Origin of the sequence: Pseudoglutamicibacter albus (genome assembly GCF_031458175.1) — a bacterium.
In the GTDB taxonomy this organism is placed as follows: domain Bacteria; phylum Actinomycetota; class Actinomycetes; order Actinomycetales; family Micrococcaceae; genus Pseudoglutamicibacter; species Pseudoglutamicibacter albus.
The window spans coordinates 2,116,797-2,142,402 of sequence record NZ_JAVDXX010000001.1 but is presented as its reverse complement, the minus strand read 5'-3'; the positions used below and the strand labels follow the sequence as shown (position 1 = coordinate 2,142,402).

Sequence of the window (25,606 nt, the reverse complement as noted above, 5' to 3'; positions counted from 1 at the left end):
AATCACATACATGAAAACAACACCCCACAAGGGGTGTCATCCTCACAAGATGCTCGCGTCCACTATGCAGTAACCAAACAACAACCCCACACCCACCAACCACACCAGACACACCAGTCAAAGAACCAGCGCACACAGTAGCGTGTTGTATTAGGTCGGGGACACACTAGAGAAACAACCACACCAAACACACGAACACAAAACATGCCCGCTACGTACCTGGTGGTTTGTTGCTCCAGGACCCAACAATGCACCAAGACCCACACACCCCCAAGAGAGTGCGTGGTTTCGTTGATATTCCACCCATGAGCATGGCACCTGTCAACACCCGTGACAGCAGCACCATCTATTCTCTGACACCACCAACCACCATGCATATATCCATACAGGTTGTGGTGTTGAGTGCTCCTTAGAAAGGAGGTGATCCAGCCGCACCTTCCGGTACGGCTACCTTGTTACGACTTAGTCCCAATCGCCAGTCCCACCTTCGACGGCTCCCCCCACAAGGGTTAGGCCACCGGCTTCGGGTGTTACCAACTTTCGTGACTTGACGGGCGGTGTGTACAAGGCCCGGGAACGTATTCACCGCAGCGTTGCTGATCTGCGATTACTAGCGACTCCGACTTCATGGGGTCGAGTTGCAGACCCCAATCCGAACTGAGACCGGCTTTTTGGGATTAGCTCCACCTCACAGTATCGCAACCCATTGTACCGGCCATTGTAGCATGCGTGAAGCCCAAGACATAAGGGGCATGATGATTTGACGTCATCCCCACCTTCCTCCGAGTTGACCCCGGCAGTCTCCCATGAGTCCCCACCATCACGTGCTGGCAACATAGAACGAGGGTTGCGCTCGTTGCGGGACTTAACCCAACATCTCACGACACGAGCTGACGACAACCATGCACCACCTGTGAACCAGCCCCGAAAGGAAAACACATCTCTGCGCCGATCCGGTCCATGTCAAGCCTTGGTAAGGTTCTTCGCGTTGCATCGAATTAATCCGCATGCTCCGCCGCTTGTGCGGGCCCCCGTCAATTCCTTTGAGTTTTAGCCTTGCGGCCGTACTCCCCAGGCGGGGCACTTAATGCGTTAGCTACGGCGCGGAAAACGTGGAATGTCCCCCACACCTAGTGCCCAACGTTTACGGCATGGACTACCAGGGTATCTAATCCTGTTTGCTCCCCATGCTTTCGCTCCTCAGCGTCAGTAACAGCCCAGAGACCTGCCTTCGCCATCGGTGTTCCTCCTGATATCTGCGCATTCCACCGCTACACCAGGAATTCCAGTCTCCCCTACTGCACTCTAGCCTGCCCGTACCCACTGCACACCCGGAGTTAAGCCCCGGGCTTTCACAGCAGACGCGACAAACCGCCTACGAGCTCTTTACGCCCAATAATTCCGGATAACGCTTGCGCCCTACGTATTACCGCGGCTGCTGGCACGTAGTTAGCCGGCGCTTCTTCTGCAGGTACCGTCACCCCAAAAAGAGGCTGCTTCCCTACTGAAAGAGGTTTACAACCCGAAGGCCGTCATCCCTCACGCGGCGTCGCTGCATCAGGCTTGCGCCCATTGTGCAATATTCCCCACTGCTGCCTCCCGTAGGAGTCTGGGCCGTGTCTCAGTCCCAGTGTGGCCGGTCACCCTCTCAGGCCGGCTACCCGTCGTCGTCTTGGTAGGCCATTACCCCACCAACAAACTGATAGGCCGCGAGTCCATCCCCAACCGATAAATCTTTCCACCCCCCACCATGCGGTAAGGAGTCATATCCAGTATTAGACCCAGTTTCCCGGGCTTATCCCGAAGTCAAGGGCAGGTTACTCACGTGTTACTCACCCGTTCGCCACTCATCCACCCAGTGCAAGCACCAGGCTTCAGCGTTCGACTTGCATGTGTTAAGCACGCCGCCAGCGTTCATCCTGAGCCAGGATCAAACTCTCCGCAAAAAACATAAAAACAGATGCTACAAAGCGGACAACCACACCCCACAAAAAAGGGCGCGGTCACATCTAATCCAAGCAGAAACCCACACACCCTGACAGGGATCAAAGGCATGCAGGCAACCACCAAACAAAAAATATTTGGTATCAACAAACAAACTTGGCACACTATTGAGTTCTCAAACAACAAACACCCAACCAGCTCGCTACAGTTATCTATAGTCCGCTCCGAAGGGCGCACTGAATACCAACCAATTTCTTGGTGATTTTCAGTGGGTTGGTCGCCTCAGTGCTCTCACGATCTTTTTCAGTCGGAGCCGTTCGCGGCGACAAGAGAAAACATTACGGGAGTTCAGAACAACATGCAAATCGGCGATGAACCCCTCCAGAGCTCCAACCAGCACCGAAAACCGCATGATTCCGCGGAACCTGCTGGTTCAAGGTGTGCTGCACCACTGAAAACTCGTAAAAATTTGTGGCCACCGTCACCGAAATTCCTTCGAATTCGTGCCCGGGATCACTCGTTCGCCCTACAAAACAGCTATTCGCTCTGTAGCGCATCCAGCACCGCGGCGGCTTGAGCGTCGGTTATTTCACCACGGCCAACAGCTCGAGTGATGGCCGCTGTGGCCATCGCAACATAGAAGCCGTGCGCCCCAACTGGCGCATCGGGCCCTGACCAGCCACGACGCGCGGACGCCACGGCCTCCGGGCTCAGCGTGCGAGCAAAACTTGTGCCCGCGCTCGAACCGCTCGCTATCGCCGCATCAACAGAGGAGCGCACCAACGGTCCCAGGGCCGCGCTCGGATCTTCAACACCCACGCTGTTCAACGCATCCCACGCATACGCAAGCGACGCAGAGACCGGCTCCGTAGCCACAGCGACGGCCGCGGCATACAGATCGCGGTCATCCTCATCGAGCACAAAGGGTTCACAACCCAGCTCCACGGCGAGCGCCAGCGCGACCGGGACCATGAGCTTCGGCGCAGAGACGGCTGCGCGCGCCCCGTTCAGCGCGGTGGCGTCCATGCTTGTGCCCGTGAACCGCAGCAGTGGGTGGATCGCTAACGGGATGGCGCCAGCTTCCGCGGCTGGAGTCAGGACGTCGATGCCTACCGCCGGTGATGTGTGGAGCACGAGCTGACCCATCTGGAAGCGGCCAGCAGCGGCCGCGGATGCGACCTCTTGCTGGATGGTCGCGGCATCCAGGGCGAACACGACGGCTTCGCTGCGTTCGAGGACATCAGCGGTGCTCGTGTGGGGGACGCCTGGCAGGATCGCCTCGGCCCGGTCGGCGGAACGTTCATCCGTGACCGAGATCCCCACGATCTGGTGGCCCACGGACCTCCACGCGGCAGCAACCACAGGGCCTACGCGGCCCGCACCGATAATCCCGATGCCTAAACGCGGGGCATGCGCGCCCAAAGAAGCCGAGCCTAAGGAGGAAAAACTCACCGCACCTCACCCCAGTGGTTCTTGTCTGCCCAGCCCGCCAGGGCGGCGGCCCGCTCACACTGCCTGAAAACGAAAGTGTCCGCGGTCTTCTCCGCAACATCGTAGATCTTTGTGTTGACCGGCCCCGCAGCCGTAGCCACCGTGAGAGTCGCAACACCAGCCGCCCTAGCGAACGGCCCTTGCCTCAAAGCAACCCCTTGGGTGCGTTGATGCGGAACAAACGCGACCTTCTTCACCAGACGGCCTGAGGTGATGATCAGCATCGTCTGCGTGAGCGCGAACGCCTGCCGCGACCCCGCGATCGGGGACAGCCAGCGCGCCTTCCGTGGGCTCACCACAAACTCCGGTTCCTCCCCAGGGCGTTCCGCGGCAGCCACAACGAGCGGTCCGGTCCGGTCCGTCCCCGGGTTCGGGATCAACGCCGCAACTACGGCGAGCGCCTCCTGGAACGTGCCCACCGGTAGCAAGACGTTGCTTTTCTCTGCGGAGGCTCCATCGGAGGGGACGTTCGCGACAACCCGCCACCAGCCGGTGAGTTTCCACAGCAGAGGCTGTTGGAGCCCCAGCGCGTGCACGCGTTCCGGGGGGACTGTGGTGTTGCTTGATTCGGTGTAGCCGCGTGTCAGCACCAGCCCGTCCTGCCCCGCGCTGACAACGAAGCCGCCGTTGGTGTTGATCATCGAGAAGACGAGGCCACCCCACGCTATGAGTAGCGGGCCGAAAACCACGAGCGGCTGCGTGAACGAGGACGTCTCGATCGCACTCACCACATACCCGATAATCACCACGGCACCGAAAACCACGTTCTTCAGTAGGGCCGCGGCCACGAGCCGACTCATGCGAACTTTGACGAGAGGACGCACTACCTCCGATGCTGCAGTTGCCTCGGCGGTTACTCCCGTTGCCTGGGTCTTTGCCGCTGTTACCTCGGCAGTTGCCGGGGCAGTCTCGGTCTGTGTTGTGCTCCCCTCTGTCTGTGCTGCGTTCCCCTCGGTCTGTACCGGGGCCACGGGTTGTTGCTCGCCGCGGGCGGCACGCAGGATGTCCTCGCGTAACTGTTGGGCCTGCCGGTAGGTCACGTACTGGAGTTTCGCGGCTGCTTCTTGCGCATCGGCTACATGGAACTCGAGCTCAGCGAGACCGAAAATACGGGCCAGAATGGGGCGGTTGATGTCGATGCTTTGTATCCGGTCGATGCGGGCGTGGCGCACGTTCTTCATGAAGATGCCCTGCCGAACTTCGACACGGTTCGCTGTGATCCGGTACCCCATGGCCCGCCACGCGAACCACGAATACACGATCGTGCCGATGATGACCGCGAGCCACGCCCACATCACCCACGTGTCATCGGAGAACAGGCCGAAAGAATCCGAGGACCCCTCGCCCTCACCTTCGCCCTCGCGCCCGCCATCGCCGCCGGAGGGGCTACCGCTGACAAACGATTCGGCCCAACTGCGCACAAAATTGAATGCCAACAGCGCGAAAATGATCCACCCGCGCACCAACGGGGTCGCCTTATGAACCCGCTTCCACTCAACCGTTTCAGGCACGTTTGACACAACGCCCCCTAAATCCCGGCGAGCTTCTGCTCACCCCGCGCCGCGAGCTCATCACGTAGACGCTCGCCATCAGCTTGAGTCAGGCCAGGGATGTCCGGCGAGCCTTCTGCTGCGGCCGTCTTGAAGGAGACCTGGCACAAACCGAACCCGCGCATCAGAGGCCCCGACTTCAGATCAACATATTGAAGCCGGCCATACGGCACCACCACAACCCGGCGGAACACGATCCCCACCCGGTACGTGAAATCGTTCTCCCGCAGCATCCACCCCATGCTGCGTACGCGCGGCCCGATCAGGAACGCTTGAACAACCCCGCTCACCAGCGTGTAGCCAGCCACGATCCAGCCCGCCCACACGAGCCACGTCGAGGCATCGAACACACCCAGGCGCTTCAAGATCCACGGCGCACACCCCGCCGCCCCCAGACACAGAACCGTGAAAATATTCGAAAGATGCTGAATCTGCGCCAACCGCGGATCCACCGGAATCCACTCGTGATCCGCAACCCACCCAGTCTGCGCCGGCGAGCCACCCTGCGCCGCATCGTTATTGTGCTGCATCTGCGGCTCCTTCCGTCGGGGCGGCATCGTCGTCATCGTCTGAGTCCACGGTGCATAACCGCTGCACTACCAGCCCCACCGCTGCCACGATCAGACCGGCCGCCGCCGCAAAGAGCGCGCGGAAGAAAATCGGTGACCCCACAACACCATTCACCACTACATCGATCACAACGCCGGCGTGGAAACCCGATGCCGCCAACCCCACCAACGCCGAGGCTTGCGCAAACACCACAACACGCACCGCCGCCAACGGGTCAATCCGGCGATCAGTGCGCCGCGTGCGCGATAAAAACACCCACAAACCCAGAACTAACGCGACAACAGCCACCGCAACCAACGCGACCGAGGACGCCCGCCCCATAGCCCACAGGTCCGCGCTCACAACGGCAAGCAGCGTCGAGGTCAACAACCCGAGGGCCGCGAACACAAGCCATCCACCCAGCATCGGCACAACGCGTAGTTTAATCACGATGCGGACGCCCCACCATTGCTCGGAGCGGTTGCGGTGGCCTCACGGTCATCGCGCGAGTCCGGTAGCCGATGCGCGGGATCCATGTACGGGCGCACCCCGCCTAAAGGCTCAAGTTCACGCGCAACACGGAACACGGACTCCGAACCCACAAACGCGCCCGGGTCCATCCACGACCACGGGATCACCACAAACCCGCGCTCCAGCGCGCGCGGATGCGGCAGGGTCAAGACCGGGTGATCGCTCACAACAGAGCCGAACGTGATGATGTCCAAATCCAAGGTCCGGGCACCCCACCGCACCTCACGAGTACGGCCGTGCTCAGCCTCAATACGTTGCAACTGTTCCAGCAACGTCGCCGGCGCCAGCGTTGTTGAAACCTCGATCACCTGGTTCAGGTATTCCGGCTGTCCCTCGGGGCCGCCCACCGGATCCGTCAACACCATCGGCGACTCACCCGTGACTGTGACCCCATCCAACGCCGCGATCTCAGCGCGCGCCAACGCCAACGTCTCAACAACGTCACCCAAATTAGCGCCCAACGCGATCACCGCAACCACCGGGAAACCCGGCTCGCGCGTCAAAACCTCCGGGAGCGGGCCACCGTCTGCTTCATACGGTTCAGAACCCTGCGACATTACAGCCTCCAACGTTATGAACGGCTACGGCTCATCGTCACAGCCACATCGCCAAACGGCACCGGGATCGGTGCCTCGGGCTTATGCACCGTGACCTGCACCGCGAGCGGAGAAAAGTCCCGCATCAAACGGTCAACAATCACCGAAGCCAGCTTCTCAATCAAGTTGTATGGCCCGCCCTGAACCTCATCGACAACGGCTTGGCCCATCGACCCATAATCCAGGGTGTCCGAAACATCATCCGATGCGGCCGAGACCCGGAAGGACGTCGCAACCTTCACATCGACAACGAACCTCTGGCCCTCACGCTTCTCATGATCAAAAACACCATGAAAACCCGTCGCAGAAATTCCGTTGATCGTGATGACGTCATGACCATCCCACTGGAAAGGCCTCACGCCTTAACCGCCTCAGCAGGGTTCACCCACGCACGCGCAACCTCAACCGCATCGCGGGTACCGGCAACATCATGAACACGCACAGCCCACGCACCCTCGGCGGCAGCCAAAGTGCTCGTCGCATGCGTTGCCGCGTCACGGTCAGCAACCTCATGCGGGCGCTTACGCTCCTCCAGCAACCGCCCCAAGAAACGCTTACGCGACGTACCAATCAAAACGTCATGACCCAACGCCACAAAACGATCCGTCGCATTCAAAACAGCCCAATCATGCTCGGCGTTCTTAGCGAAACCCACGCCCGGATCCAAAATAATGTTCTCCCGCGCCACACCCGCGGCAACAAACTGATCCCGCACCTCGACCAGTTCCGAAACAACCTCAGCCACAACATCGCCATACTCAGCGTGATCCACCATCGTCTTCTGATCCCCACGGCGATGCGTCAGCACAACCCGAGCACCCAACTCGGCAACAACCTGAGCCATATCCGGTTCAAACGTCTGACCAGAAACATCATTAATCAGATGCGCGCCAGCTTCCCACACCTCACGCGCAGTCGAAGCATGCGTCGTATCAACCGAAACCACAGCGCCCGCAGCAACCAGGCCCTTCACAACAGGCACAACCCGAGCAGCCTCAACCTCAGGATCCACAAAATCAGCGCCCGGACGCGTCGACTCACCACCAACATCAATAATGTCAGCGCCGGCACGCATCATCTCAAGACCATGCGCAATCGCCGCATCAACATTCAGGAAACGGCCGCCATCCGAAAACGAATCCTCAGTGACATTCAAAATACCCATCACCAAGCAACGATCACGCGGCAAATCAGCCCACGCATCCTCACGCGACTTCGCACGAATCACAGCCAAAGCAGACGTATTAGGGCCAGTACCAGGGGTTGCAGCGAGGTTGAACATCAACCGACCTTCCAGACGAGACGCAACGAACACGCGGCACACGGCCGCACACCACTAGCCTACCCGCCAGCCGAAAAAGCTACCGGCCATGCCCCATAATCAGGCCCATCGCCTCAGCACGCGTAGCCGACTCACGCAACTGACCACGCACAGCCGAAGTCGTGGTCGTCGACCCAGGCTTACGAACGCCCCGCATCGACATACACAAATGCTCCGCCTCAATCACCACAATCGCCCCACGCGGCTGCAGATGATCCTCCAATGCCTCCACAATCTGCGTAGTCAAACGCTCCTGAACCTGCGGACGCCGAGCAAATAGATCAACCAGCCGGGCCAGCTTCGACAACCCCGTGACCTTGCCTGAAACACCCGGGATATAACCGATATGAGCCCGCCCATGAAACGGAACTAGGTGATGCTCACACGTTGAATAGAACGGGATGTCCTTGACCAAGACCATCTCCGAATGATCAATATCGAAGGACGCAGACAACACGTCAGCCGGATCCATATGCAGGCCCGAGAAAACCTCGGCATACGCTCGGGCCACACGCGCCGGCGTATCCACCAAACCATCCCGGTCCGGATCCTCACCGACCGCCAACAGGATCTCGCGGACAGCACGCTCAATCCGAGCCTGATCAACACGACCCTGCTCCGTCCAACCCTGCTCAACCTCGCCAAGCTCAACGTCACCAGCAACAGTGCCGCCGAGCCCAGCGTCACCGGGTGCAGCGTCAGGGCTCTTGCCCGTCACACCAAAACCATTAGAGTCCACGTTCGACATGATCACAGCCTACCGACCTACAACAGCTCAGCCTCAATCACCGAAGCCGACAGGTGCAACGCGGAAGCGACCCCCGCATCGTCCTCACTACCCACAAACACCACCGCGAGCGACGCCGCCGCATAGCCCGGGACCCGCAACGGGACCGCGATCGAACTCACGCCAGTCAAAACCTGCGAACGGCTCTTGGTATACGGTGCGGCGGCATCCCCAAGCAACTCCGGATGCGCTAAACCACGCGCCGCCAACTCCGCAGTCCCCAGCTGCGCCCGGATGGCGGCCCCCGGGGCGCCAGCGTCCAACGGATGGGCGGAACCCGGACGTTGAACCAGCGTGGCACCATCGACCTTCGGCTCAACCGAAACCAATGTCACCACTTGATCCTGCGTCAAAACAGCAATGAACGCCGTCATCTGCAGACCTTGAGACAACCTCGTTAGCTCCGGCAACGCGGCAGCCTGAACATCACGGCTCACTGAACGCGCCAAAACCAATAAGTTAGGGCCCAACGTCACAACACCATCGGCGCCCCGCACCACCATGTTGTGCGCCTCTAGCGTACGCAGCAACCGGTAGACGATCGAACGGTGCAAACCGACCCGTTCACACAATTGCGGGATCGTGAGGCCCTGCTCATACTCAGCGATGGCCTCCAACAAACTCAGGCCGCGCGAGAGCGTCTGCGAACCCGCCGCAGACGCCCCCGCACGGCCCTCAGAATCAACCGTCACAAAGACAACCTGGCTCTATCTTCCGTGGCTTCCTTAGGACTCCGAGAGGACGCCCTTGAAAAACTCGCTCAGCTCATCCGTGGCATCCAGCGGCAGGACCTGGGCAACGTACTGGTCAGGGCGCACAACAACAATCACGCCGTCACGCGAAAGCTCGCGCGCATCGTAGATGTCGCGGCTCAAAGCAACAGGGTTCATTTCCTGACGTTCACGGTCAGCCGAACCAAGAGCCGAGGCGAAGACGTTCTCCCACTGCATGATGCCGAAGTCGCCGTAGCGTGGACGGAACACCTCTGGTGCGTCGAAGACCTCGAACTCCTCGTGGGACTGCTGGTAGATCACCTTGACGTCGAACCATTCGTGACGTGGGCGGCCGCCCAGCTCGCCGCCAACCAGCGGCGATGCCTCGTCGTCTTTGAGCCATGCTGCGAGATCATCCACCGCGGAGTGCTCGGTTGGGTGCGCACCGTCAGCGAACACATAGATACGCCAGCGGCCATCGGCTTCTGCAAGGTGGCCCAGATGCAAACGGACTCCGTCACAACGGCGGGTAGCCCACGCCGACTTGAAGCGCTTACCGACCGGGAAACCGGCAGCGAGCTCTTGGTGTTTGGTGTCACCGCACACCATGGACGGCTCGTATTCGGTCATGAAACCTGCCGGGAACTCGGCGGTACGGACGTAGAAGTCCTCGAGGTCGCTCGGGTTTTCGAACTCCTCTGGCTTACGCGCCATCATCGAGGACCATTCCATGTCGAAGTCGATGAGGTTCTGCGCGATCACCTGACGCTCGCCCGTGTAGGTCGAGAGGATCTCCAACGGAGCGGTACCGAGCAGGGCGTGCGCGAGCTTCCAACCGAGGTTGAATGCGTCCTGCATCGAGACGTTCATGCCCTGACCGGCTTTAGCGGAGTGGGTGTGGCATGCGTCACCGAGGATGAATACGCGCGGCATCTTGTTCCCGGCTTCTTCCACTGGGACGTCATCGAAGCGGTCGGTGACGCGGTGGCCGACCTCATAAACCGACCACCATGCGACGTCTTTCACCTCAACCGTGTACGGGTGGAGGATCTCGTTGGCGTGACGCACGATCTCATCGAGCGGGGTCTGGCGAACCTTGCCGTCGTCATCTGCGGCGGTTTCGCCGAGGTCGACGTACATGCGCGACATCGCGCCACCTTCGCGTGGAATGTGGAGGATCGAGCCGCCGTCATGGGACTGGATCGCGCACTTGGTGCGCCAGTCTGGGAAGTCGGTTTCGACGATGGAGTCCACGACTCCCCACGCGTGTGCGGCTTGTTGGCCTACGCGGGTTGCGCCGATGTCGCGGCGGATCTGTGAACGCGCACCGTCAGCGCCGACGAGGTACTTGGTGCGGACCGAGAACTCTTCGCCGGCCTTCTCACCGAAGGTGTAACGCAGGTTGACGAGCAGCGGGTATTCCTGGGAGTCGTCGCGTTCGTGGGAGACGTATTCGATGCCGTAGTTCGGTTTCATGCGGGAAGGCTGGTTACGCATGAACTCACCGAAGTACTGCATGATGCGGGCCTGGTTGATGATCAGGTGCGGGAATTCGGAGACACCGTGCGGGTCATCCGGGGCGAGTGCCGCGCGGACGATGTTCTTTGGGTTTTCTGGGTCTGGCTTCCAGAACGCCATTTCGCGGAGATGGTAGGCCTCATCGATCACACGGTTTGCGAACCCGAAGGCTTGGAAGGTTTCGACGGAGCGGGCCTGGATGCCGTCTGCCTGGCCGACCTGGAGTTCGTGTTCGCGGCGTTCGATGAGGCGCACCTCGAGCTGCGGGAAGACCGAGAGTTGCGCTGCGGTAGTCATACCGGCGGGACCTTCGCCCACGATCAGTACGTCCATAACCTCCGGCAGGTCTTCACTACGGTCGATGCCGACTCCTGCGGCTTCCTTGATGAGGGGGTCTCCGGTCACATAGCCGTTGTGGTGAAACTGCATTCTGGCTCCATTGCGGTGAAAGTATTGGGATAAAAGATCACAGATTAGTCCGATATGCGAACACTGCATTCTGTATTCGCAACTGTGATCTATCGTACACGCGAACGGTGAGCCTCGAACAGTCTTTTACGTCCTTAACCAGGAAGGGACGTGGAGCATCACACTCCACGTCCCCGTCGCCGCCCACATCAGCGGAACCTCTATCGAGGCCTAGCCAATCCCCTCCGAACGACCACGACTCCTGAATGCATGAACAGCAGCGATGCTTCCGCCTATAAGCAAGATGGAAAAAACGGTCAGGCCGATGAAAGCGCCAGGGGCAGCAGCAAATGAATACTTGGAATATTCGAGATCTTTCAACCTATCGTTCATCATCGCCAGATGAGGGAAAAACACAATATAAGTTGCGACACCTGCAACCCCGGCAATAGCCCCACTCATTGCGCCGGTCACCTGGAGCGGCTTCAAGCGAATAAATATTGCTATGGCGGAAAGGGTTGCTGAAACAAGCGACAGAGCCATAGAAATGACCGCCAGGATCAAGACCGGATCCTCAAGCCTCCACACAAAGGCAGGCCCTCCGTGGCCCTCGATGTTAAGAACATAAGCTGGAATGAACACGGTCGCGAATGCCAGGGCGGCGAGACCGGCCACCATGAACGGCATCGCTACAGCCCCTCGCTTCGCCCCAGCAGGCACCGTCTGACCCGCTGCCTCAGCTGGTAATTCTTGAGCTGCCGACCCCGGCACGAACACAGCTGGCCGAATATTCGCTCTGAGATCCCGGCCTTTCAGCTCCATAATAAGTACGAGAACGCTCACCACCAGGAGCAGGCCAAACACAACCAGGCCAAAGAATGAACCGAAGCCTAGACCAATCATGGTGTCTTCAGTTTCCCAGGATGCTCCAAGTGCTTCAGCAAATCTGCGTATTTCGCTGAGCTTGCCGTTCACTCCAGCAATCCCCACGATGTACGCGGTGAGGCCCATAGCGCCCGCCACGATCCCCACAATCGGGTAGGTCGATAACAACGCTCTTCTACGAGCGAAGAATGCCGCGACCGACACAGCCGCGGAAACGATCACCAGGACCATAGAGATGATCGCAAGTATCGTCGCCTCATGCGGAACTAATTTAGCTTCCTTAATTAAATTGCCCCCCGCGAAGAAACCGACAGAACTTGAGTGGATATCAACCCGTACGCTCACCAAGGGCAAAAACAATGCAACGAGACCGAGAACAGCTAGGCCTGCAATGATTACCGGAAGCCACTCCGACCATCCCTTCGGAAGCACAACGTCCGCACCAGGCTGACCGTACTGCGTCGGGGCATACTGCTGTGGCTGGTGCCCACCGCCTGATTGGGCGTCGATCCATTCCGCGAGTCCCTGATAACAGTTGGGATGCTGACGCACTACCGCCCGCAGATCGGGACGCGACTGCGCCAGATTCATCAACGTATGTTGATCCAACTGAGGATTGTCACGAACGTCTGCCTCAGTCATTGAAGAAAAATCAGGGGTGCTCATGGCGACCTACCTTGAAGTAATCAACTGTTTCTTTGTGTTTTGTGAAGCTACTGGCGGTTTAACCTGGTCTAAGGCTAACCCAGGTTAAGTGACCATGACCACATTCTGCCACCAAGCTTGTGGCAAGAATGCGTTGAAAAGTATGCGCTGAGAAGTATGGATCGTTAACAAGAGAATGCCCCAGGAGGCATCTTGCCTCCTGGGGCATTCTGCTAACTACTTCTGAGCAGGTCAGTTTGTGCTCTGTGCCTGCTTAATCCACTCCGCCAACGCTGGATAGCAGTTAGGGTGCTGACGGATCTGCTCCCACAATTGAGGCTTAGTCGCGGCAAGTTGCTGCAGCTCAACTGCCGACGCCCCCGCCGGCACCGTCTCACCCGAGGCCTCAGTCGGCGCCTCCTGGCTCTCTTCCTTGGCAGGCTCCTCAGCCGGCGCTACAACTGGTTCCTCAACCGGGGCTACAACTGGTTCATCGACAGGCTCAGCATCTGCAGCCTGCGTTGGCGCCTCGCTAACCTCTTCAGGTGTCTCGGATACCGGCTCGCCAGTAGCAACAGATTCAGGCTCGGACGCAACCGGCTCCGAAACCGCGGTCTCCGAAACCTTCGCCTCACTCTGAGCAGACTCTTCAGAGTCCGGAAGCTTGGCCTCGACGTTCTGAGGCTGCTGGTCCGGCGACTGCCAAGCCGCCCGCTGACCCTGCGCTTGGCCACTGTCCTGCTGCTGGACTCCCTGTGCCTGTCCACCCCGCTGCGGCTCGCCCTGTTGCTGATCATCCTGCGACTGGTCTGACTGTTGTTGGCCAGACTGCTGTTCGCCAGTATGTTGCTGCTGCTGTTGCTGACCGTGCTGGCCCTGCTGTGGGTGCTGCGACTGCTGGGCGTAGCCACCGTACTGGTTGTTCTGGTACGGCTGCTGATTCCAGCCTGCCCCGTTCGAGCCGCCTGTGAAAGCTGGCTGCAGATTCGCGCTGATGCCCTTACCCTTCAGCTCCATGAGAAGCGCAACAACACCCGCCGCAAGGAGTAGGCCGAAAACAACCAGACCGAAGAACGTGCCGAACGCTGGGCCTACCGAAGTGCCCGTGTCCTCCAGGGAATAGCCATACTCTTCAAGCTGCTTACGCGCTTTGTTCGCCTCGGCGCCGACCTGGATGAACATGACGATGTAGGTGATGACGCCCAAAGCGCCTGCCGCGATCCCCGCAATCGGATAGATCAATGGCAGCGGTTTCCTTCGGACAAAGAACGCCACGGCCGGCACAGCTGCGGCCGCGATCACCAAGATCATCGAAATGATCGCAAGCACCTTGACGCCGGCCGGGGCATCAAGAAGCGAACCGGTGTGGCTACCGAACCTACTCTTCGCGCTGACAGCCGGCAAGAAGATCGCAATGAAAGCAAGAACAGCCAAGCCCGCGATGATGACAGGAAGCCACCCTGTCCACTCCTTCGGAAGCACAACGCCCGGACGTGGCTGCCCATACTGTGGCTGGCCGTACTGGTTCTGCCCGGACTGCTGGGACTGAGTCTGTCCATACTGCTGTGGCTGACCGTACTGCTGAGCCTGCTGACCATAGCCAGGGTTGTAGCCCGACTGCTGCTGCGCCGGATACTGCTGGTACTGACCCTGCTGGTACTGATTCTGCTGCGGCTGACCATACTGATTCTGGCCGTACTGGTTCTGCCCGTACTGCTGCGATTGAGGCTGCCCATACTGCTGTGGCTGACCGTACTGCTGAGCCTGCTGACCATAGCCGGCGTTATACCCCGACTGCTGCGACGGATTCTGAGCCCCATAACCCTGAGCCCCGTTGCCCTGCGCTCCATAACCCTGGGCCGCATAGCCTTGCGCAGGCTGGCTCTGTTGCGGCTGCTGCTGACCGTACTGGTACTGGTACTGGTTCTGCTGTGGCTGCTGCCCGCCAGCTGACTGGCTATCGATCCATTCCGCGAGGCCTGGATAGCAGTTAGGGTGCTGGCGCACCGCCGCGCGCAGATCCGGGCGCGACTGCGCCACATTCATCAGCGTAGTCTGATCCAGTTGGGGATTATTTCTGACGTCTTCCTCAGTCATTGAGGAGTAATCGGAGGTGTTCATGACAACCTAACGTGGCTTCGGAGACAGATCAGTTTGATCTTAGATCAGACCAGCCTGCAGGTTCTAGCTCGGAGAACCTCAAACACCGTTCCGTCCGCACACGCGTACACAATTACGCCGCGAGGGCCAGACGCCTGGTCCTCGCGAGCTCCGCCGCTATGTGCCAGGGCCTAAGCACCTGGCCCTTGCGGTTCCCCTCCCGGCAGTTCAGTTCCCCCAGCCGGAGGGTCCACAACCGTGACACCTTCTCCAGGTTTCGGCTCGGTGCCCTTACCCTGCGGGTCGCGCTTGATGTCACGTTCACCACGTACCGGTGGGAGGTCCTGGCCAGGGCGGGCCTCATCGAACAGCCACTGCTCACGTTCCGGAAGCTTCACCAGATCATGGAAAATCTCTGCGACCTCCGCCTGGTTCAAGGTTTCACGGTCCAAAAGTTCCTTAGCCAAGCGATCCAGGACGTGCCGGTTCTGAGTCAGAATCTGATACGCCTCAGCGTGAGCGTTATCCAGAAGTTGACGGACTTCCTTGTCCACAACCTCAGCCATGCCCTCGGAATAGTCGCGGGTCTGCCCGGCTTCACGGCCCAGGAACGGTTCGCCGCTACCGGTACCCAGCTGCACAACACCCACTTCGGAGCTCATGCCGTACTGGGTCACCATCTTCCGGGCCGTCTCGGTGGCCTTCTGGATGTCGTTCGAGGCACCCGTTGACGGATCGTTGAACACGACCTCCTCCGCAACGCGGCCACCCAACGCATACGCGAGCTGATCCAACAACTCCTGGCGGGTTATCGAATAACGGTCCTCCGTCGGCACAACCATCGTGTAGCCCAACGCACGGCCACGCGGAAGAATCGTGATCTTGGTGACCGGAGCCGAATGCCTCAAAGCAGCCGCAACCAATGCGTGGCCACCCTCGTGATAAGCCGTCACCTGGCGCTCATGCTCACGCATCAAACGCGTACGCTTCTGCGGGCCCGCCATCACACGGTCAATCGCCTCATCGATCGCTCGATCATCAATCAAATGAGCGTTGGAACGCGCCGTCAACAGCGCGGCCTCATTCAAAACGTTCGCAAGATCAGCACCCGTGTACCCCGGTGTCTTCTTCGCGACAGCCTCAAGGTCAATCCCATCAACCAGCGGCTTATTGCGCGCATGCACCTCAAGGATCTTCTTACGTCCCGCAAGATCCGGCGCCTCAACAGGCACCTGACGGTCAAAACGGCCCGGACGCAACAAGGCCGGATCCAAAACATCCGGACGGTTCGTCGCCGCAATCAAGATGACGTTGGTGTTCGCATCGAAACCATCCATCTCAACCAGCAACTGGTTCAGCGTCTGTTCACGCTCATCGTTACCGCCACCGATGCCGGCACCACGCTGGCGGCCCACCGCATCGATCTCATCAACAAAAATGATCGACGGCGAAGAACTCTTAGCCTGCTCGAACAAGTCACGCACGCGGGAGGCACCCACACCAACGAACATCTCAACGAAATCGGAACCCGAAATCGAGAAGAACGGAACCCCAGCCTCACCGGCAACAGCCTTAGCAAGCAACGTCTTACCGGTACCCGGAGGGCCATACAGCAGAACACCGCGCGGGATCTTCGCCCCAACTGAAGCGAACTTCTGCGGATGCTGCAAGAACTCCTGGATCTCCCGGAGCTCCTCAACAGCCTCATCCGCGCCAGCCACATCCTTGAACGTGACCTCCGGCATGTCCTTATTGATCATCTTCGCCCGGGACTTACCGAACTGCATGATCTTGCCGGAACCACCCTGGGCGCGCGACATCAGGAACAAGAACAAGCCGAGGATGATGATCATCGGCAACAACAGACCCAACGTGGACAAGAACCAGTTACTGGTCTGCGGGCGGTCCTCGAAACCATTCTCTGGCTCCGCGGCCGCAATCGCCTTAGCGACCTCCGGGCCGCGGGTCACCGAATACTTGAACGTGACCTTCTTACCAAGGTCACGGCCCTCATGCTTGACCGGTTCCGTGGTTTTCAGTTCAACCCGGTTGCCGTCATCATTCAGATCAACGCGCGTGACCTTGTTGTCCTCAAGAAGCTTCAGACCAACCGAGGTCGGGACCTCGTTGCGCTGCCCGCTCAACAGAACGGACATACCAACCATGAGTCCAACAACACCCAGAATGACCCAGAAATACCAGGTTTGATACAGCTTCTTCTTAGGCTGAGTCGTCTTGTCCATTGATGCGCTGACGCGCCTTCCTCTTAGCCACAGCCCCTACCCCACCCGTCAAAACCGGCTGTTCTTCAACACGGCCGGCTGTTCAAAGGGGAGCTGCGAACCCGCTTACATACTTCTAACGTTCTAGATTACCTGTCGCCTACCGCGCCAGAATCAACCCGAGGTACTACTCGCTTTGGTACACGTGCGGAGCGAGCGTGCCGAGCGCATCGAGGTTGCGGTACTTCTCTGCGAAATCTAGGCCGTAACCGACCACGAACTCGTTCGGGATGTCGCGGCCCACATACTTGACGTCGATATCGACCTTGATCGCGTCAGGCTTGCGCAGGAACGTGCAGATCTCCAGGGAACGCGGCCCGCGCGACTTCAGGTTGGAGACAAGCCACGAGAGCGTCAAACCGGAGTCGATGATGTCCTCAACGATGAGCACGTCGCGGCCCATGAGGTCAGTGTCGAGGTCCTTGAGGATCCGTACGACACCCGAGGACTGCGTGCCGGATCCGTAGGAGGACACCGCCATCCAATCCATCGAGACGTTCATCTTCAACTCGCGGGAAAGATCAGCCATGATCATCACGGCACCTTTGAGGACGCCGACGAGCAGCAGGTCGCGGCCCTTGTAGTCCTCGTCGATTCTTGCGGCCAGGTCGCGAACCACCTGATCGATTTCCTCACGCGACATGAGTACGTTTTTTAGGTCATCGGCGACGTGATCTGGCTTCACGGACTTCCCCTTTTTACACGATGTGGCGGCCGGCGGCTAGCGATATAGAAAGCCGCTTCCCTCCATGTTTGCACACGATAGTGCTCTCTGCAGGATTTGTGCTCAGATTTATGCGTCCGATGCGCCCGCCGGCGGCCGCCCGATGAACCGGATCACGCTGTGGTTAGGTGTGGTTTTGATGCGGTGAGCGGTAACGTAGCCGTCGAGCTCGATGGGGCCTGCGGAGCCTTCACCTGCAGTGAGGCGTTCGAGTGCCGCTGTGCGTTCTGCGGTGGGAGCACGCCCCCCTACGGTTTGCGCGGCGAAACGCAATACGCGGGTGCGGATGGCTTGCGGCGCGTTTTTCAGCAGGTAACGGTCGAGGTCCCACTGCATCGGTGCCCGCCCTGATGCGCGGGGCCCGTCGAGGACTTCTGGGGTTTCGGTCAGTGCGCACGTTTGGAGTGCGGCTTCGGCTTCGTTATCGAGGTGCTCGGCATCGTGGCGGGCTTGGATTGCGGTGCGAACAAGGTTGGTGAGCGCGCCATCGCCCAGCACTCGCGTGAATTCTGGTAGCAGTTCGAGCCGGACCTTGTTCCGTAGCGCGAATTCGGGGTCCGTGTTCGTGGGGTCTTCCCACGGCTGGACCCCATAAGCCTCACACACCGCCTCGGTATCCTCGCGCCACACCTCCAGGAACGGCCGCAGGAACCGTCCCCGCCGGTCCGGGATCCCAGCTATAGCGCGTGTGCCTGAACCCCGCGCGAGTGCGAGCAGCACCTGTTCAGCCTGATCGTTGGCGGTGTGGGCGGTCAGAACGAACTCGGCCCCAACCTCTTCACGCACCAGTTCAAGCTCGCGATACCGGGCCTCCCGCGCATCGTTCTCTGTGCCTTTACCCGGCACCTCAACACGGCGGACCACCACCTGCTCCACACCCAAAACGCGGCATGCGCGCGCCGCCCCTTCCGCGGCGGCAGCGCTTCCGGCCTGCAACTGATGGTCCACAACCACAGCGGTGAGCCGACCAGTCAAGTCCCCGTCGCGACGCATCTGCGCGCACACCGCGGCGAGCGCGAGCGAATCCGCGCCACCAGACACCGCGAGCACATAATTCAGTCCGCCCGGCAACCGCTGGCGTAGCGCCTCGCGGGCACGCTGAATCCGCCTGAATACTGCGGGTGGGATGCGTTCGCTACTCATCGTGGCCGGGTTTCGTTCATGGGGACGCTCTATTGGCAACCGCAGTCGGCGAGCGCGGTGGCCACGGCGTCGGCTGAGGCGCGTGCGGCGTCCAGGTTGCCTTCGACGTCGTTGAAAATGATGGAGAACCCGAGTGGGCGGCCTTCCTTGGTGGTGACGACGCCGGTGAGGGATATGACGTCTGCGAGCGTGCCGGTTTTCGCGAGCACGAGCGCCTTAGTCTTCTTCCCATCCAGGCGGGTTTCCATGGTTCCGTTGACGCCCGCGCGCGGTAGCAAGGATGGCACGAACGCTAGATCCCGACGAGCAGGCTGGCTTGCCGAGCCATCGTTGAGGGTCAGCGCCATGACGTCGGCGAGCGTGCCTGCTTGGACGCGGTTTTTGTCTGAGAGCCCGCTGGTGTCTCGCATCACGAGCTCGTTTGTTTCTACGCCGAGTTCTTCGAGGGCTTGTTTAACGCCCTCGATGGCGCCTTGAGTCGAGCCTTCATGCCCGCGTTTGATCCCCACGAGGCGGCCGTATGTTTCGAGGATCACGTTGTCTGAATGCGCTTCGCCGTAGGCGAGTTGTTCACGCACCGTCGCTGAATGCACGGCCGCGAGCTGACCTTCGACGCTGCCGGGCTCAAACGGGTCTACGGCGTCAAAGCCCGGTTTAGTCTTCCCAGACGCCTGCTTGACCTCAACGCTTTTCTTCCCTGACTTCACGGCAGACTGCAGGTGGCCGGTGAACACCTCTAAAGCATGCTCGTCCGGGTTCCGGACCACCGGGGAGGTGTGTGAGGCCTCTGAGCGGCCCGCGTAAAGGGCAATCGGGGCGATCTCGGTGACGTTGTTGGTTGAAACCAGATCATCTGCCCAGTCAGGGTTCAACGCTGGGCCTGTGAACATCCGGGTATCCACACCCACTTTGAGCGAACCATCCGCTTCATCAAGCGCCCCGGAGGCCTTGAGTTCTTTAGCGGTCTGTTCAGCCAACGTCTTCAAACCTGCGCGACCATTCACGGCCTTCGCATCACTTGCGCCCGGGTTGAGCATCACATCGCCACCAGCAACCAGCCACACGACAGGCGCCCCGGAGCCCCGCTTGTCCAGAACGGTCCGCGTGACCCACTGATCCTCCAGCCCCAGCGTGGACACCACCGCGGTACCTGTCAGAACCTTCAAGGAAGACGCCGGGATCAACGCCTCCCCCTCACCAACGTGAGCGACCTGCTTGCCTGTGACCGCATCGACCACTGATACCTCAACCGTGCCCGGGCTGTCCTCAAGTGCTGCATCGACCTTGCGTTGCAGCACCGCGGCATCCGGGGCCGGCCCCGACGTACTGAACGCCGGGGCCGGCAACTGAGGAACCTCGGCGGTCGCGGCCGGATCATCCGGCCGCCCAAAAAACGCAGACACCACCTGGGTTGCGGCCACCAACAACAGGGCCACAACTACAGGGACAAGGAAGCGACGCGCGGGTCGGGAAGCATTGGTCATCAATGAAATTCTACTTAGCTCACGTCAGTTACCCTTAAACAGAGAACGCCCGCGCGCCGGCAACGCGCGGGACACCCCACCATTTACCCACCACTTAAAGGAGTGCACACATGAAGCATGATGTGACCATCGAAATCCCTGCCGGCTCCCGTGTCAAGTACGAGGTGGACCACGAAACCGGCCGCATCCACTTGGATCGCGTCCTGTTCACCCCTATGCAGTACCCAACCCACTACGGGTTCTTTGACAACACCCTCGGTTTGGACGGCGACCCGCTGGATGCTTTGGTTTACATCCCAGGCGTGGATTTGCACCCAGGTGTTGTGGTTGAGGCTCGCCCGATCGGCGTTTTGAACATGACTGATGACGGCGGTGAGGACGCGAAGGTTGTGTGCGTTCCGTCTGATCCTCGTTTCGATCACATCCAGTCCGTTGAGGACCTGGGCGAGTTCTTACGCCAGGAGATCGAGCACTTCTTCACTCGTTATAAGGATCTTGAGCCTGGCAAGTGGGTCAAGGTTGAGGGATGGGCTGACCGTGAGGCCGCCGAGAAGGAACTTCAGGAGTCCATCGAACGTTTCAAGGGCTGAGCACCTCTGTTCCATGTGACTTTGACGCAGCAGAACACCCGCGACGTCGGCGATGGCGTGGGTGTTCTGCTGCAGTCACTTAAACGGTCGGTGGGCGATGCCGCGGATGGTTTCGACCGGACCGTGGGCGATGAGGCCGCGGGCCTTATCGCTGACCCCGCCGATGTGGTGTTGGCTGTTCTGACGGGGTTGCGGCCCGGCCCTGACGGTGCCGTGTTCCGGGTGGGGGTCGGTATTGCCGGGGTTGATGCACACGATGCCGCGGCGGCTCGGTCTCGGGTGGCCGTTGAACGTACGGTGCGGGCCACGGTGCCCGTCGCGGTTGAGGCCGGACCGGCGGGTATAGCGCTCGATGGGCTACCCACCGCGCCGGAAACCGCTGCCGCCGCTGAGGGCGCGCTCGTCCTCTTAGGGGACGTGATCTCACGCCGCTCGGCCGCCGACTGGGCGGTCATTGACTTACTTCTCCCTGGTGTGCGTGGCCAACAGAAGGCCGTAGCCGAGGCTTTAGGGGTCACCGTTCAAGCGGTATCGCAGACCATAGCGCGCGCCCGCTGGCGCGAAGAAGTAGCGGGCCGCGCCTCAGCTGAGCTCCTGTTACGGCTCGCAGAGACCCTCGTCTAACATGCGGGTGGGTCAGCAGCGGCTGGGCCGGCAACACCGGGGCTACACGGCTGGCCCTATTCTGCGACTACGCGGAAGGTCGTTACTTTCGCGTCTTGCGCACCGCGCACGTATCCGGTGGGCGAGGTCGCTACTGCCTGCAGGAACGAGACGATCTCTTGCGTGATTTCCTCGCCCGGCAGAACGTTCGGGATGCCTGGCGGGTAAGCGGCCAGGGTGTCCGCGCTGATCCGGCCCACCGCGTCCTGATCTGAAACCACGTCGAAAGCGTCCGCGAAGTAGGCATCGCGCGGCAGCAGCCGCATAGTTCCGGCTTTCGGGAGCTCGGGGAAACGCTCCTCAGTACCGGGCTGTTCCGCGGTACCGCTGAGCGCGTCAACTGCATGGCCTGGGGTGGTTGCTTCCCAAGCGTCCGTTGCCGCAACCACCGAGTTACCGGAAGCAACCGGGATGTCAGCGGAATCGGCGTCGACATTCGGGTTCTGCGCGGCATCAGCTACAGCACGCAGCGCCTCGAGGGTCCGGTCAACCGCAGGGGTAGCCAGGGCACCGAAGATGATGACGATGGTCGTGGCAGTGGACATTTCGCAGTAGACGTCGTGGTCCGCGATGAGCCGCTGACGCACCCAATGGCCCGTATGCCCCAAACGGGATACATCCACGGGGATGCGGAGCGTGTCGATCTCATGGATGTCCGCGAAATCACCGAAATCATCAGAAAGAACACGGAAACGATCATCCTCACGTAGCGCCTCGCGTAGCTGTTCGGCACCACGCAAGGCGCTCTCGATGCGGTCACGGCCGTTGATGAGGCCTTGGCGGGCCACGTCCAGAGAGCCCTTCAGGATGTTGGAGGCCGAGGTCGAGCCGGTCATCGTGTACGCGCGTTCAACGAACGGCTCGAGCTTTCGCGCCAACGGCCCGTGCCCCAAATGCAGCATCGCTGATTGGGTGAGCGAACCAACGAGCTTATGCGTCGAAGAAATCACGAGGTCCGCACCGAGCGCCACCGGCGAGCCGGGCAGATCCGGGTGGAAACCGAAGTGCGGGCCCCACGCGCCATCCACGATGAGTGCTGCATCGTGTGCGTGCGCAACCTCAGCGAGCCCCTCGACATCGGCAACCGCACCGAAATAGCTCGGCGAAACCACATAGACGCTATCGACCTTCTCACCGGCCTGGGCCTGTGAAGTGAGCGCCTCATCGAGCGCTTCAGGGGTCAAGCCGTGCGTGACGCCGTTGCGTGAATCAACGTTCGGGACAACGAAAGACGGCATGAGCCCCGCCAGCAGAATCCCGTCGGTGAAGCTCGAATGCATAGCACGCTGAACCATGACGCGCTCACCGAGCGCTCGCACCGCGATCGCGGCGGTGCGGTTGGCCTGGGACGCGCCGTTGGTCATGAACCACGTGCGGGAGGCACCCCACGCCTCAGCGGCGAGCTCGAGCGCCTCATCGAGCGGGGTGTTTTCGCCTAGGTCGATGCCGTCGGTCATCGGTGGAACATCGAGCGCTACACCTTGGGCGCCCATGAAGTCCACGAGCTCCGGATACGAACGCTCAGCATCACACGCATGGCCGGGCACCATGACCTGGAGGGTGTCGCGCTGGGCATACTCAAGGAGGGCATGGCCGAACGGGGCACGATGCTGTGCTGGGTTTCCGCGGGCGATGTCGCCAACCTCGCGGGCGGTCTTCTGGAGGTCAGATCCCGGCTTGCACATAAAGGTTTCCTTGAGCATAACCTCTATGAAAACATGCGAAATCTATGCTGTGAACGGGTCATTTTTCTATATCCCTCTATACTCAGTATGGAGCCGGCCCTCGGTTTAACCAGTTCTAGGGTCAGCCAGCTCTAGGGTCGCCACATTCCAAACTCAGCAAGCTCTAGGTGACCCAGCTTTAGGGCGCTCCACTCTCACTTCCAAAGACGATAGAGGCAGGTTCATGCTCGATACGCGGCAGTTGCAGGCCCTGGATGCGATAGCTCGTCACGGCTCGGTGGCTAAGGCGGCGCGGGCTTTGGGCTGGTCGCAGCCCACGGTTGATCATCACCTGGGTAATCTTGACCGCGCTGTGGGTGCCCCGCTCACGGTGCGCGATACGCGCGGTACACGGCTCACACATGCGGGTGAGCTCATGGCGGAGCGCGCCGCGGAGATCCTCGCGTTGTCTGATTCCGCGCTGCGCGACACCCGGGATCTTGCTCGTCTGGGCCGTACTCGCCTCACGTTGGGCCTCTTCCCTACCGCGGCGGCGCGGCTTCTGCCCTCGATTGTTCGTAGCGCTGAGCAGCTGGGTTTCGAGGTCGAGCCAACCTTGGAGGAAAGCCCGGACTTGATCCAGCGCATCAACCGCCGCGCCTTGGATGCCGCGATCATTTACGCGGTGGACGGCTATCCGCTCTCGCTTGGGCCGCGCGCCCTACGTATTCCGCTGTATGAGGACGAACTTTTACTCGCGGTCCCCACAGACCATTGGGCGGCTGGGCTGAGTGTTGTCCGCGCTCAAGACCTGGTTCCGTTGGCTCAAGAGAAGTGGGCTTTAGGCACCAAAGAGGGTGACCCTATGGATCAGGTGGTCATGGACGTGTTCTCTGACGCCGGGCTCCAGCTCAATGTTTCCACGCTGCGCACCGATGATCTTCCATCCCTGCTTGGCCTGGTAGGGGCAGGGCTTGCGGTGGGTTTGATCCCGCTCCTTGCGCAGCACATGGCCAACGACGACGTCGCACTCGTTCCGTTTGATAACGCACGTTTCGCGCGCCATCTGGAGCTGGTGGCTCCGTGGGCACCCGGGCATACGGGGCATGCGGCGAAGCGGCTGGAGGCCGCTGTCCGCGGCGCCATCGCCGAAGTCGAGGACTAAAGCAGCGAGTTGAGGACGTCGGCGAGCCCGTGCTCGTCCACATGGCCTGTGACTTCACCGGCGGCGGCGCGGACTTCTTCGACTGCTTGGCCCATGGCCACGCCGCGTCCGGCCCAGGCGAGCATTTCGATGTCGTTGCGGCCGTCCCCGACCGCCACGGTCTTTTCGATCGGGAAGCCAAGCCGTGAACGTAGCGCTTCGAGTGCGGAGCCTTTCGTGACGCCGTGGGCTGCGATGTCGAGCCACGCGGACCAGCCGACCGCATAGGTCACCCCGGATAGGCCGATGCCTTCGACGGCGCGGCCGAAGTCCTCAGCGGTTGAGTCGGTTGAGAACACGACGAGCCGCACCGCATCGGCTTGCATCATCTCCTCTAGGCTCACGCCGCGGGCTTGGACGCCGAAGCTGGCGTCTTGGAAACGTTCGGTTGAGAGGAAGTCTCCGGTGTCTGTTTCGATGGCGAACTTCGCTACCGGCAGGGCTTCCTGGAGGGCCCTCAGTGCGGGTTCCGGGTCGAAGGTTCTCCGGTCGACAACGGAGAACCCGCGCGAATACGTGGGGTCGAGTTGGGCTGTGACCCCACCGTTGGAGGAGATCACGTGGCCTTTATCGATGCCTAAGGCTTCCGCGACCGGCAAGGTTGCTGGAAGCGAGCGGCCGGTAGCGATGATCACTTCGTGGCCCGCCCGCCTCACTGCGTGGACGGCCTCACGGACGGGTTCGAAGAGTTCACCTGAATGGTCAACGATGGTGCCGTCTACATCCAGGCAGATCATGTACCGACTGTGCTCAGGGTTCCCAGTCTCGATTGTCTCAACCTTTGTCATCTCAAGCTCACTCATTTCAACCTGCT

The 25,606-nt window shown here is 60.5% G+C and carries 21 protein-coding genes and 1 rRNA gene; 3 read left to right on the top strand and 19 right to left on the bottom strand.

The window, feature by feature from the left end:
* Positions 1-413 precede the first annotated feature (413 nt).
* The 17 genes from J2S67_RS09470 to J2S67_RS09390 form a co-directional block, all read right to left on the bottom strand.
* Positions 414-1,946 (bottom strand): 16S ribosomal RNA (locus J2S67_RS09470).
* Positions 1,947-2,481: 535 nt separating this feature from the next.
* Positions 2,482-3,396: a DUF2520 domain-containing protein gene (locus tag J2S67_RS09465; RefSeq protein ID WP_256174061.1), complete on the bottom strand. Its 915-nt coding sequence runs from the start codon at positions 3,394-3,396 to the stop codon at positions 2,482-2,484.
* Positions 3,393-4,955, bottom strand: a complete 1,563-nt coding sequence (locus J2S67_RS09460) for a PH domain-containing protein (RefSeq protein ID WP_310248525.1) — start codon at positions 4,953-4,955, stop codon at positions 3,393-3,395. Before J2S67_RS09460 ends, J2S67_RS09465 begins: the two co-directional genes overlap by 4 nt.
* Before the next feature lie 8 nt (positions 4,956-4,963).
* Positions 4,964-5,515 (bottom strand): PH domain-containing protein, encoded by a 552-nt coding sequence (locus J2S67_RS09455; RefSeq protein ID WP_310248522.1) that lies wholly within the window; start codon positions 5,513-5,515, stop codon positions 4,964-4,966.
* Positions 5,502-5,984, bottom strand: a complete 483-nt coding sequence (locus J2S67_RS09450) for a DUF3180 family protein (protein WP_070507570.1) — start codon at positions 5,982-5,984, stop codon at positions 5,502-5,504. Before J2S67_RS09450 ends, J2S67_RS09455 begins: the two co-directional genes overlap by 14 nt.
* Complete coding sequence (gene folK / locus J2S67_RS09445) at positions 5,981-6,622, bottom strand: 2-amino-4-hydroxy-6-hydroxymethyldihydropteridine diphosphokinase (protein ID WP_070491354.1); 642 nt, start codon at positions 6,620-6,622, stop codon at positions 5,981-5,983. Before folK ends, J2S67_RS09450 begins: the two co-directional genes overlap by 4 nt.
* 14 nt (positions 6,623-6,636) lie before the next feature.
* A complete protein-coding gene (gene folB, locus J2S67_RS09440) occupies positions 6,637-7,020 on the bottom strand; it encodes a dihydroneopterin aldolase (protein ID WP_070507566.1) in 384 nt (127 codons plus the stop codon).
* Positions 7,017-7,943 (bottom strand): dihydropteroate synthase, encoded by a 927-nt coding sequence (gene folP / locus J2S67_RS09435; protein ID WP_070507564.1) that lies wholly within the window; start codon positions 7,941-7,943, stop codon positions 7,017-7,019. Before folP ends, folB begins: the two co-directional genes overlap by 4 nt.
* A 79-nt stretch (positions 7,944-8,022) precedes the next feature.
* Positions 8,023-8,730 carry a GTP cyclohydrolase I FolE gene (gene folE, locus J2S67_RS09430; RefSeq protein ID WP_310248518.1) on the bottom strand — a complete coding sequence of 236 codons (708 nt, stop codon included), beginning with the start codon at positions 8,728-8,730 and terminating at the stop codon, positions 8,023-8,025.
* A 17-nt stretch (positions 8,731-8,747) separates the two neighbouring features.
* Positions 8,748-9,461: an IclR family transcriptional regulator gene (locus J2S67_RS09425; protein WP_239446773.1), complete on the bottom strand. Its 714-nt coding sequence runs from the start codon at positions 9,459-9,461 to the stop codon at positions 8,748-8,750.
* 33 nt (positions 9,462-9,494) lie between these two features.
* A complete protein-coding gene (locus tag J2S67_RS09420; protein WP_310248514.1) occupies positions 9,495-11,429 on the bottom strand; it encodes an FAD-dependent monooxygenase in 1,935 nt (644 codons plus the stop codon).
* Between the two features lie 210 nt (positions 11,430-11,639).
* Positions 11,640-12,959 (bottom strand): variant leucine-rich repeat-containing protein, encoded by a 1,320-nt coding sequence (locus tag J2S67_RS09415; RefSeq protein WP_310248511.1) that lies wholly within the window; start codon positions 12,957-12,959, stop codon positions 11,640-11,642.
* A 231-nt stretch (positions 12,960-13,190) separates the two neighbouring features.
* On the bottom strand, positions 13,191-15,059 hold the full coding sequence (locus tag J2S67_RS09410; RefSeq protein ID WP_310248508.1) for a variant leucine-rich repeat-containing protein: 1,869 nt from the start codon (positions 15,057-15,059) through the stop codon (positions 13,191-13,193).
* Positions 15,060-15,229: 170 nt separating this feature from the next.
* Complete coding sequence (ftsH, locus tag J2S67_RS09405; protein ID WP_377649483.1) at positions 15,230-17,281, bottom strand: ATP-dependent zinc metalloprotease FtsH; 2,052 nt, start codon at positions 17,279-17,281, stop codon at positions 15,230-15,232.
* A gap of 166 nt (positions 17,282-17,447) precedes the next feature.
* Positions 17,448-17,963 (bottom strand): hypoxanthine phosphoribosyltransferase, encoded by a 516-nt coding sequence (hpt, locus tag J2S67_RS09400; protein WP_052048441.1) that lies wholly within the window; start codon positions 17,961-17,963, stop codon positions 17,448-17,450.
* A gap of 150 nt (positions 17,964-18,113) precedes the next feature.
* The gene (gene tilS / locus J2S67_RS09395; RefSeq protein WP_310248505.1) at positions 18,114-19,187 is read right to left on the bottom strand and encodes a tRNA lysidine(34) synthetase TilS; all 1,074 of its coding nucleotides are present in this window, start codon (positions 19,185-19,187) and stop codon (positions 18,114-18,116) included.
* Positions 19,188-19,216: 29 nt separating this feature from the next.
* A complete protein-coding gene (locus J2S67_RS09390; protein ID WP_310248501.1) occupies positions 19,217-20,671 on the bottom strand; it encodes a D-alanyl-D-alanine carboxypeptidase/D-alanyl-D-alanine-endopeptidase in 1,455 nt (484 codons plus the stop codon).
* A 110-nt stretch (positions 20,672-20,781) separates the two neighbouring features.
* Between J2S67_RS09390 and ppa the strand changes: the two genes are divergently transcribed.
* Both ppa and J2S67_RS09380 read left to right on the top strand, forming a co-directional pair.
* Entirely contained in the window at positions 20,782-21,261 is a 480-nt protein-coding gene (gene ppa / locus J2S67_RS09385) for an inorganic diphosphatase (RefSeq protein WP_035756011.1), read from the top strand.
* Positions 21,262-21,282: 21 nt separating this feature from the next.
* A complete protein-coding gene (locus J2S67_RS09380; protein ID WP_141739848.1) occupies positions 21,283-21,885 on the top strand; it encodes a hypothetical protein in 603 nt (200 codons plus the stop codon).
* A 56-nt stretch (positions 21,886-21,941) separates the two neighbouring features.
* Here J2S67_RS09380 and J2S67_RS09375 read toward each other — a convergent pair whose 3' ends face one another.
* Positions 21,942-23,627: an aminotransferase class I/II-fold pyridoxal phosphate-dependent enzyme gene (locus J2S67_RS09375; protein ID WP_310248497.1), complete on the bottom strand. Its 1,686-nt coding sequence runs from the start codon at positions 23,625-23,627 to the stop codon at positions 21,942-21,944.
* Between the two features lie 205 nt (positions 23,628-23,832).
* Between J2S67_RS09375 and J2S67_RS09370 the strand changes: the two genes are divergently transcribed.
* Positions 23,833-24,753, top strand: a complete 921-nt coding sequence (locus J2S67_RS09370) for a LysR family transcriptional regulator (RefSeq protein WP_070491344.1) — start codon at positions 23,833-23,835, stop codon at positions 24,751-24,753.
* Here the strand turns inward: J2S67_RS09370 and J2S67_RS09365 are convergent.
* Complete coding sequence (locus J2S67_RS09365; RefSeq protein ID WP_141742483.1) at positions 24,750-25,595, bottom strand: HAD family hydrolase; 846 nt, start codon at positions 25,593-25,595, stop codon at positions 24,750-24,752. The genes J2S67_RS09370 and J2S67_RS09365 overlap by 4 nt on opposite strands.
* Positions 25,596-25,606: the final 11 nt, after the last annotated feature.

Excerpts from the sequence above, each read along its gene's own strand:
- J2S67_RS09390 (WP_310248501.1), bottom strand. The coding sequence starts at position 20,671 with ATGACCAATGCTTCCCGACCCGCGCGTCGCTTCCTTGTCCCTGTAGTT.
- J2S67_RS09375 (WP_310248497.1), bottom strand. The coding sequence starts at position 23,627 with ATGCTCAAGGAAACCTTTATGTGCAAGCCGGGATCTGACCTCCAGAAG.
- folK (WP_070491354.1), bottom strand. The coding sequence starts at position 6,622 with ATGTCGCAGGGTTCTGAACCGTATGAAGCAGACGGTGGCCCGCTCCCG.
- J2S67_RS09370 (WP_070491344.1), top strand. The coding sequence starts at position 23,833 with ATGCTCGATACGCGGCAGTTGCAGGCCCTGGATGCGATAGCTCGTCAC.
- J2S67_RS09365 (WP_141742483.1), bottom strand. The coding sequence starts at position 25,595 with ATGAGTGAGCTTGAGATGACAAAGGTTGAGACAATCGAGACTGGGAAC.
- J2S67_RS09410 (WP_310248508.1), bottom strand. The coding sequence starts at position 15,059 with ATGAACACCTCCGATTACTCCTCAATGACTGAGGAAGACGTCAGAAAT.
- folE (WP_310248518.1), bottom strand. The coding sequence starts at position 8,730 with ATGTCGAACGTGGACTCTAATGGTTTTGGTGTGACGGGCAAGAGCCCT.
- J2S67_RS09415 (WP_310248511.1), bottom strand. The coding sequence starts at position 12,959 with ATGAGCACCCCTGATTTTTCTTCAATGACTGAGGCAGACGTTCGTGAC.
- folP (WP_070507564.1), bottom strand. The coding sequence starts at position 7,943 with ATGTTCAACCTCGCTGCAACCCCTGGTACTGGCCCTAATACGTCTGCT.
- hpt (WP_052048441.1), bottom strand. The coding sequence starts at position 17,963 with ATGTCGCGTGAGGAAATCGATCAGGTGGTTCGCGACCTGGCCGCAAGA.
- J2S67_RS09420 (WP_310248514.1), bottom strand. The coding sequence starts at position 11,429 with ATGCAGTTTCACCACAACGGCTATGTGACCGGAGACCCCCTCATCAAG.
- ppa (WP_035756011.1), top strand. The coding sequence starts at position 20,782 with ATGAAGCATGATGTGACCATCGAAATCCCTGCCGGCTCCCGTGTCAAG.
- tilS (WP_310248505.1), bottom strand. The coding sequence starts at position 19,187 with ATGAGTAGCGAACGCATCCCACCCGCAGTATTCAGGCGGATTCAGCGT.
- ftsH (WP_377649483.1), bottom strand. The coding sequence starts at position 17,281 with ATGGACAAGACGACTCAGCCTAAGAAGAAGCTGTATCAAACCTGGTAT.
- J2S67_RS09455 (WP_310248522.1), bottom strand. The coding sequence starts at position 5,515 with ATGCAGCACAATAACGATGCGGCGCAGGGTGGCTCGCCGGCGCAGACT.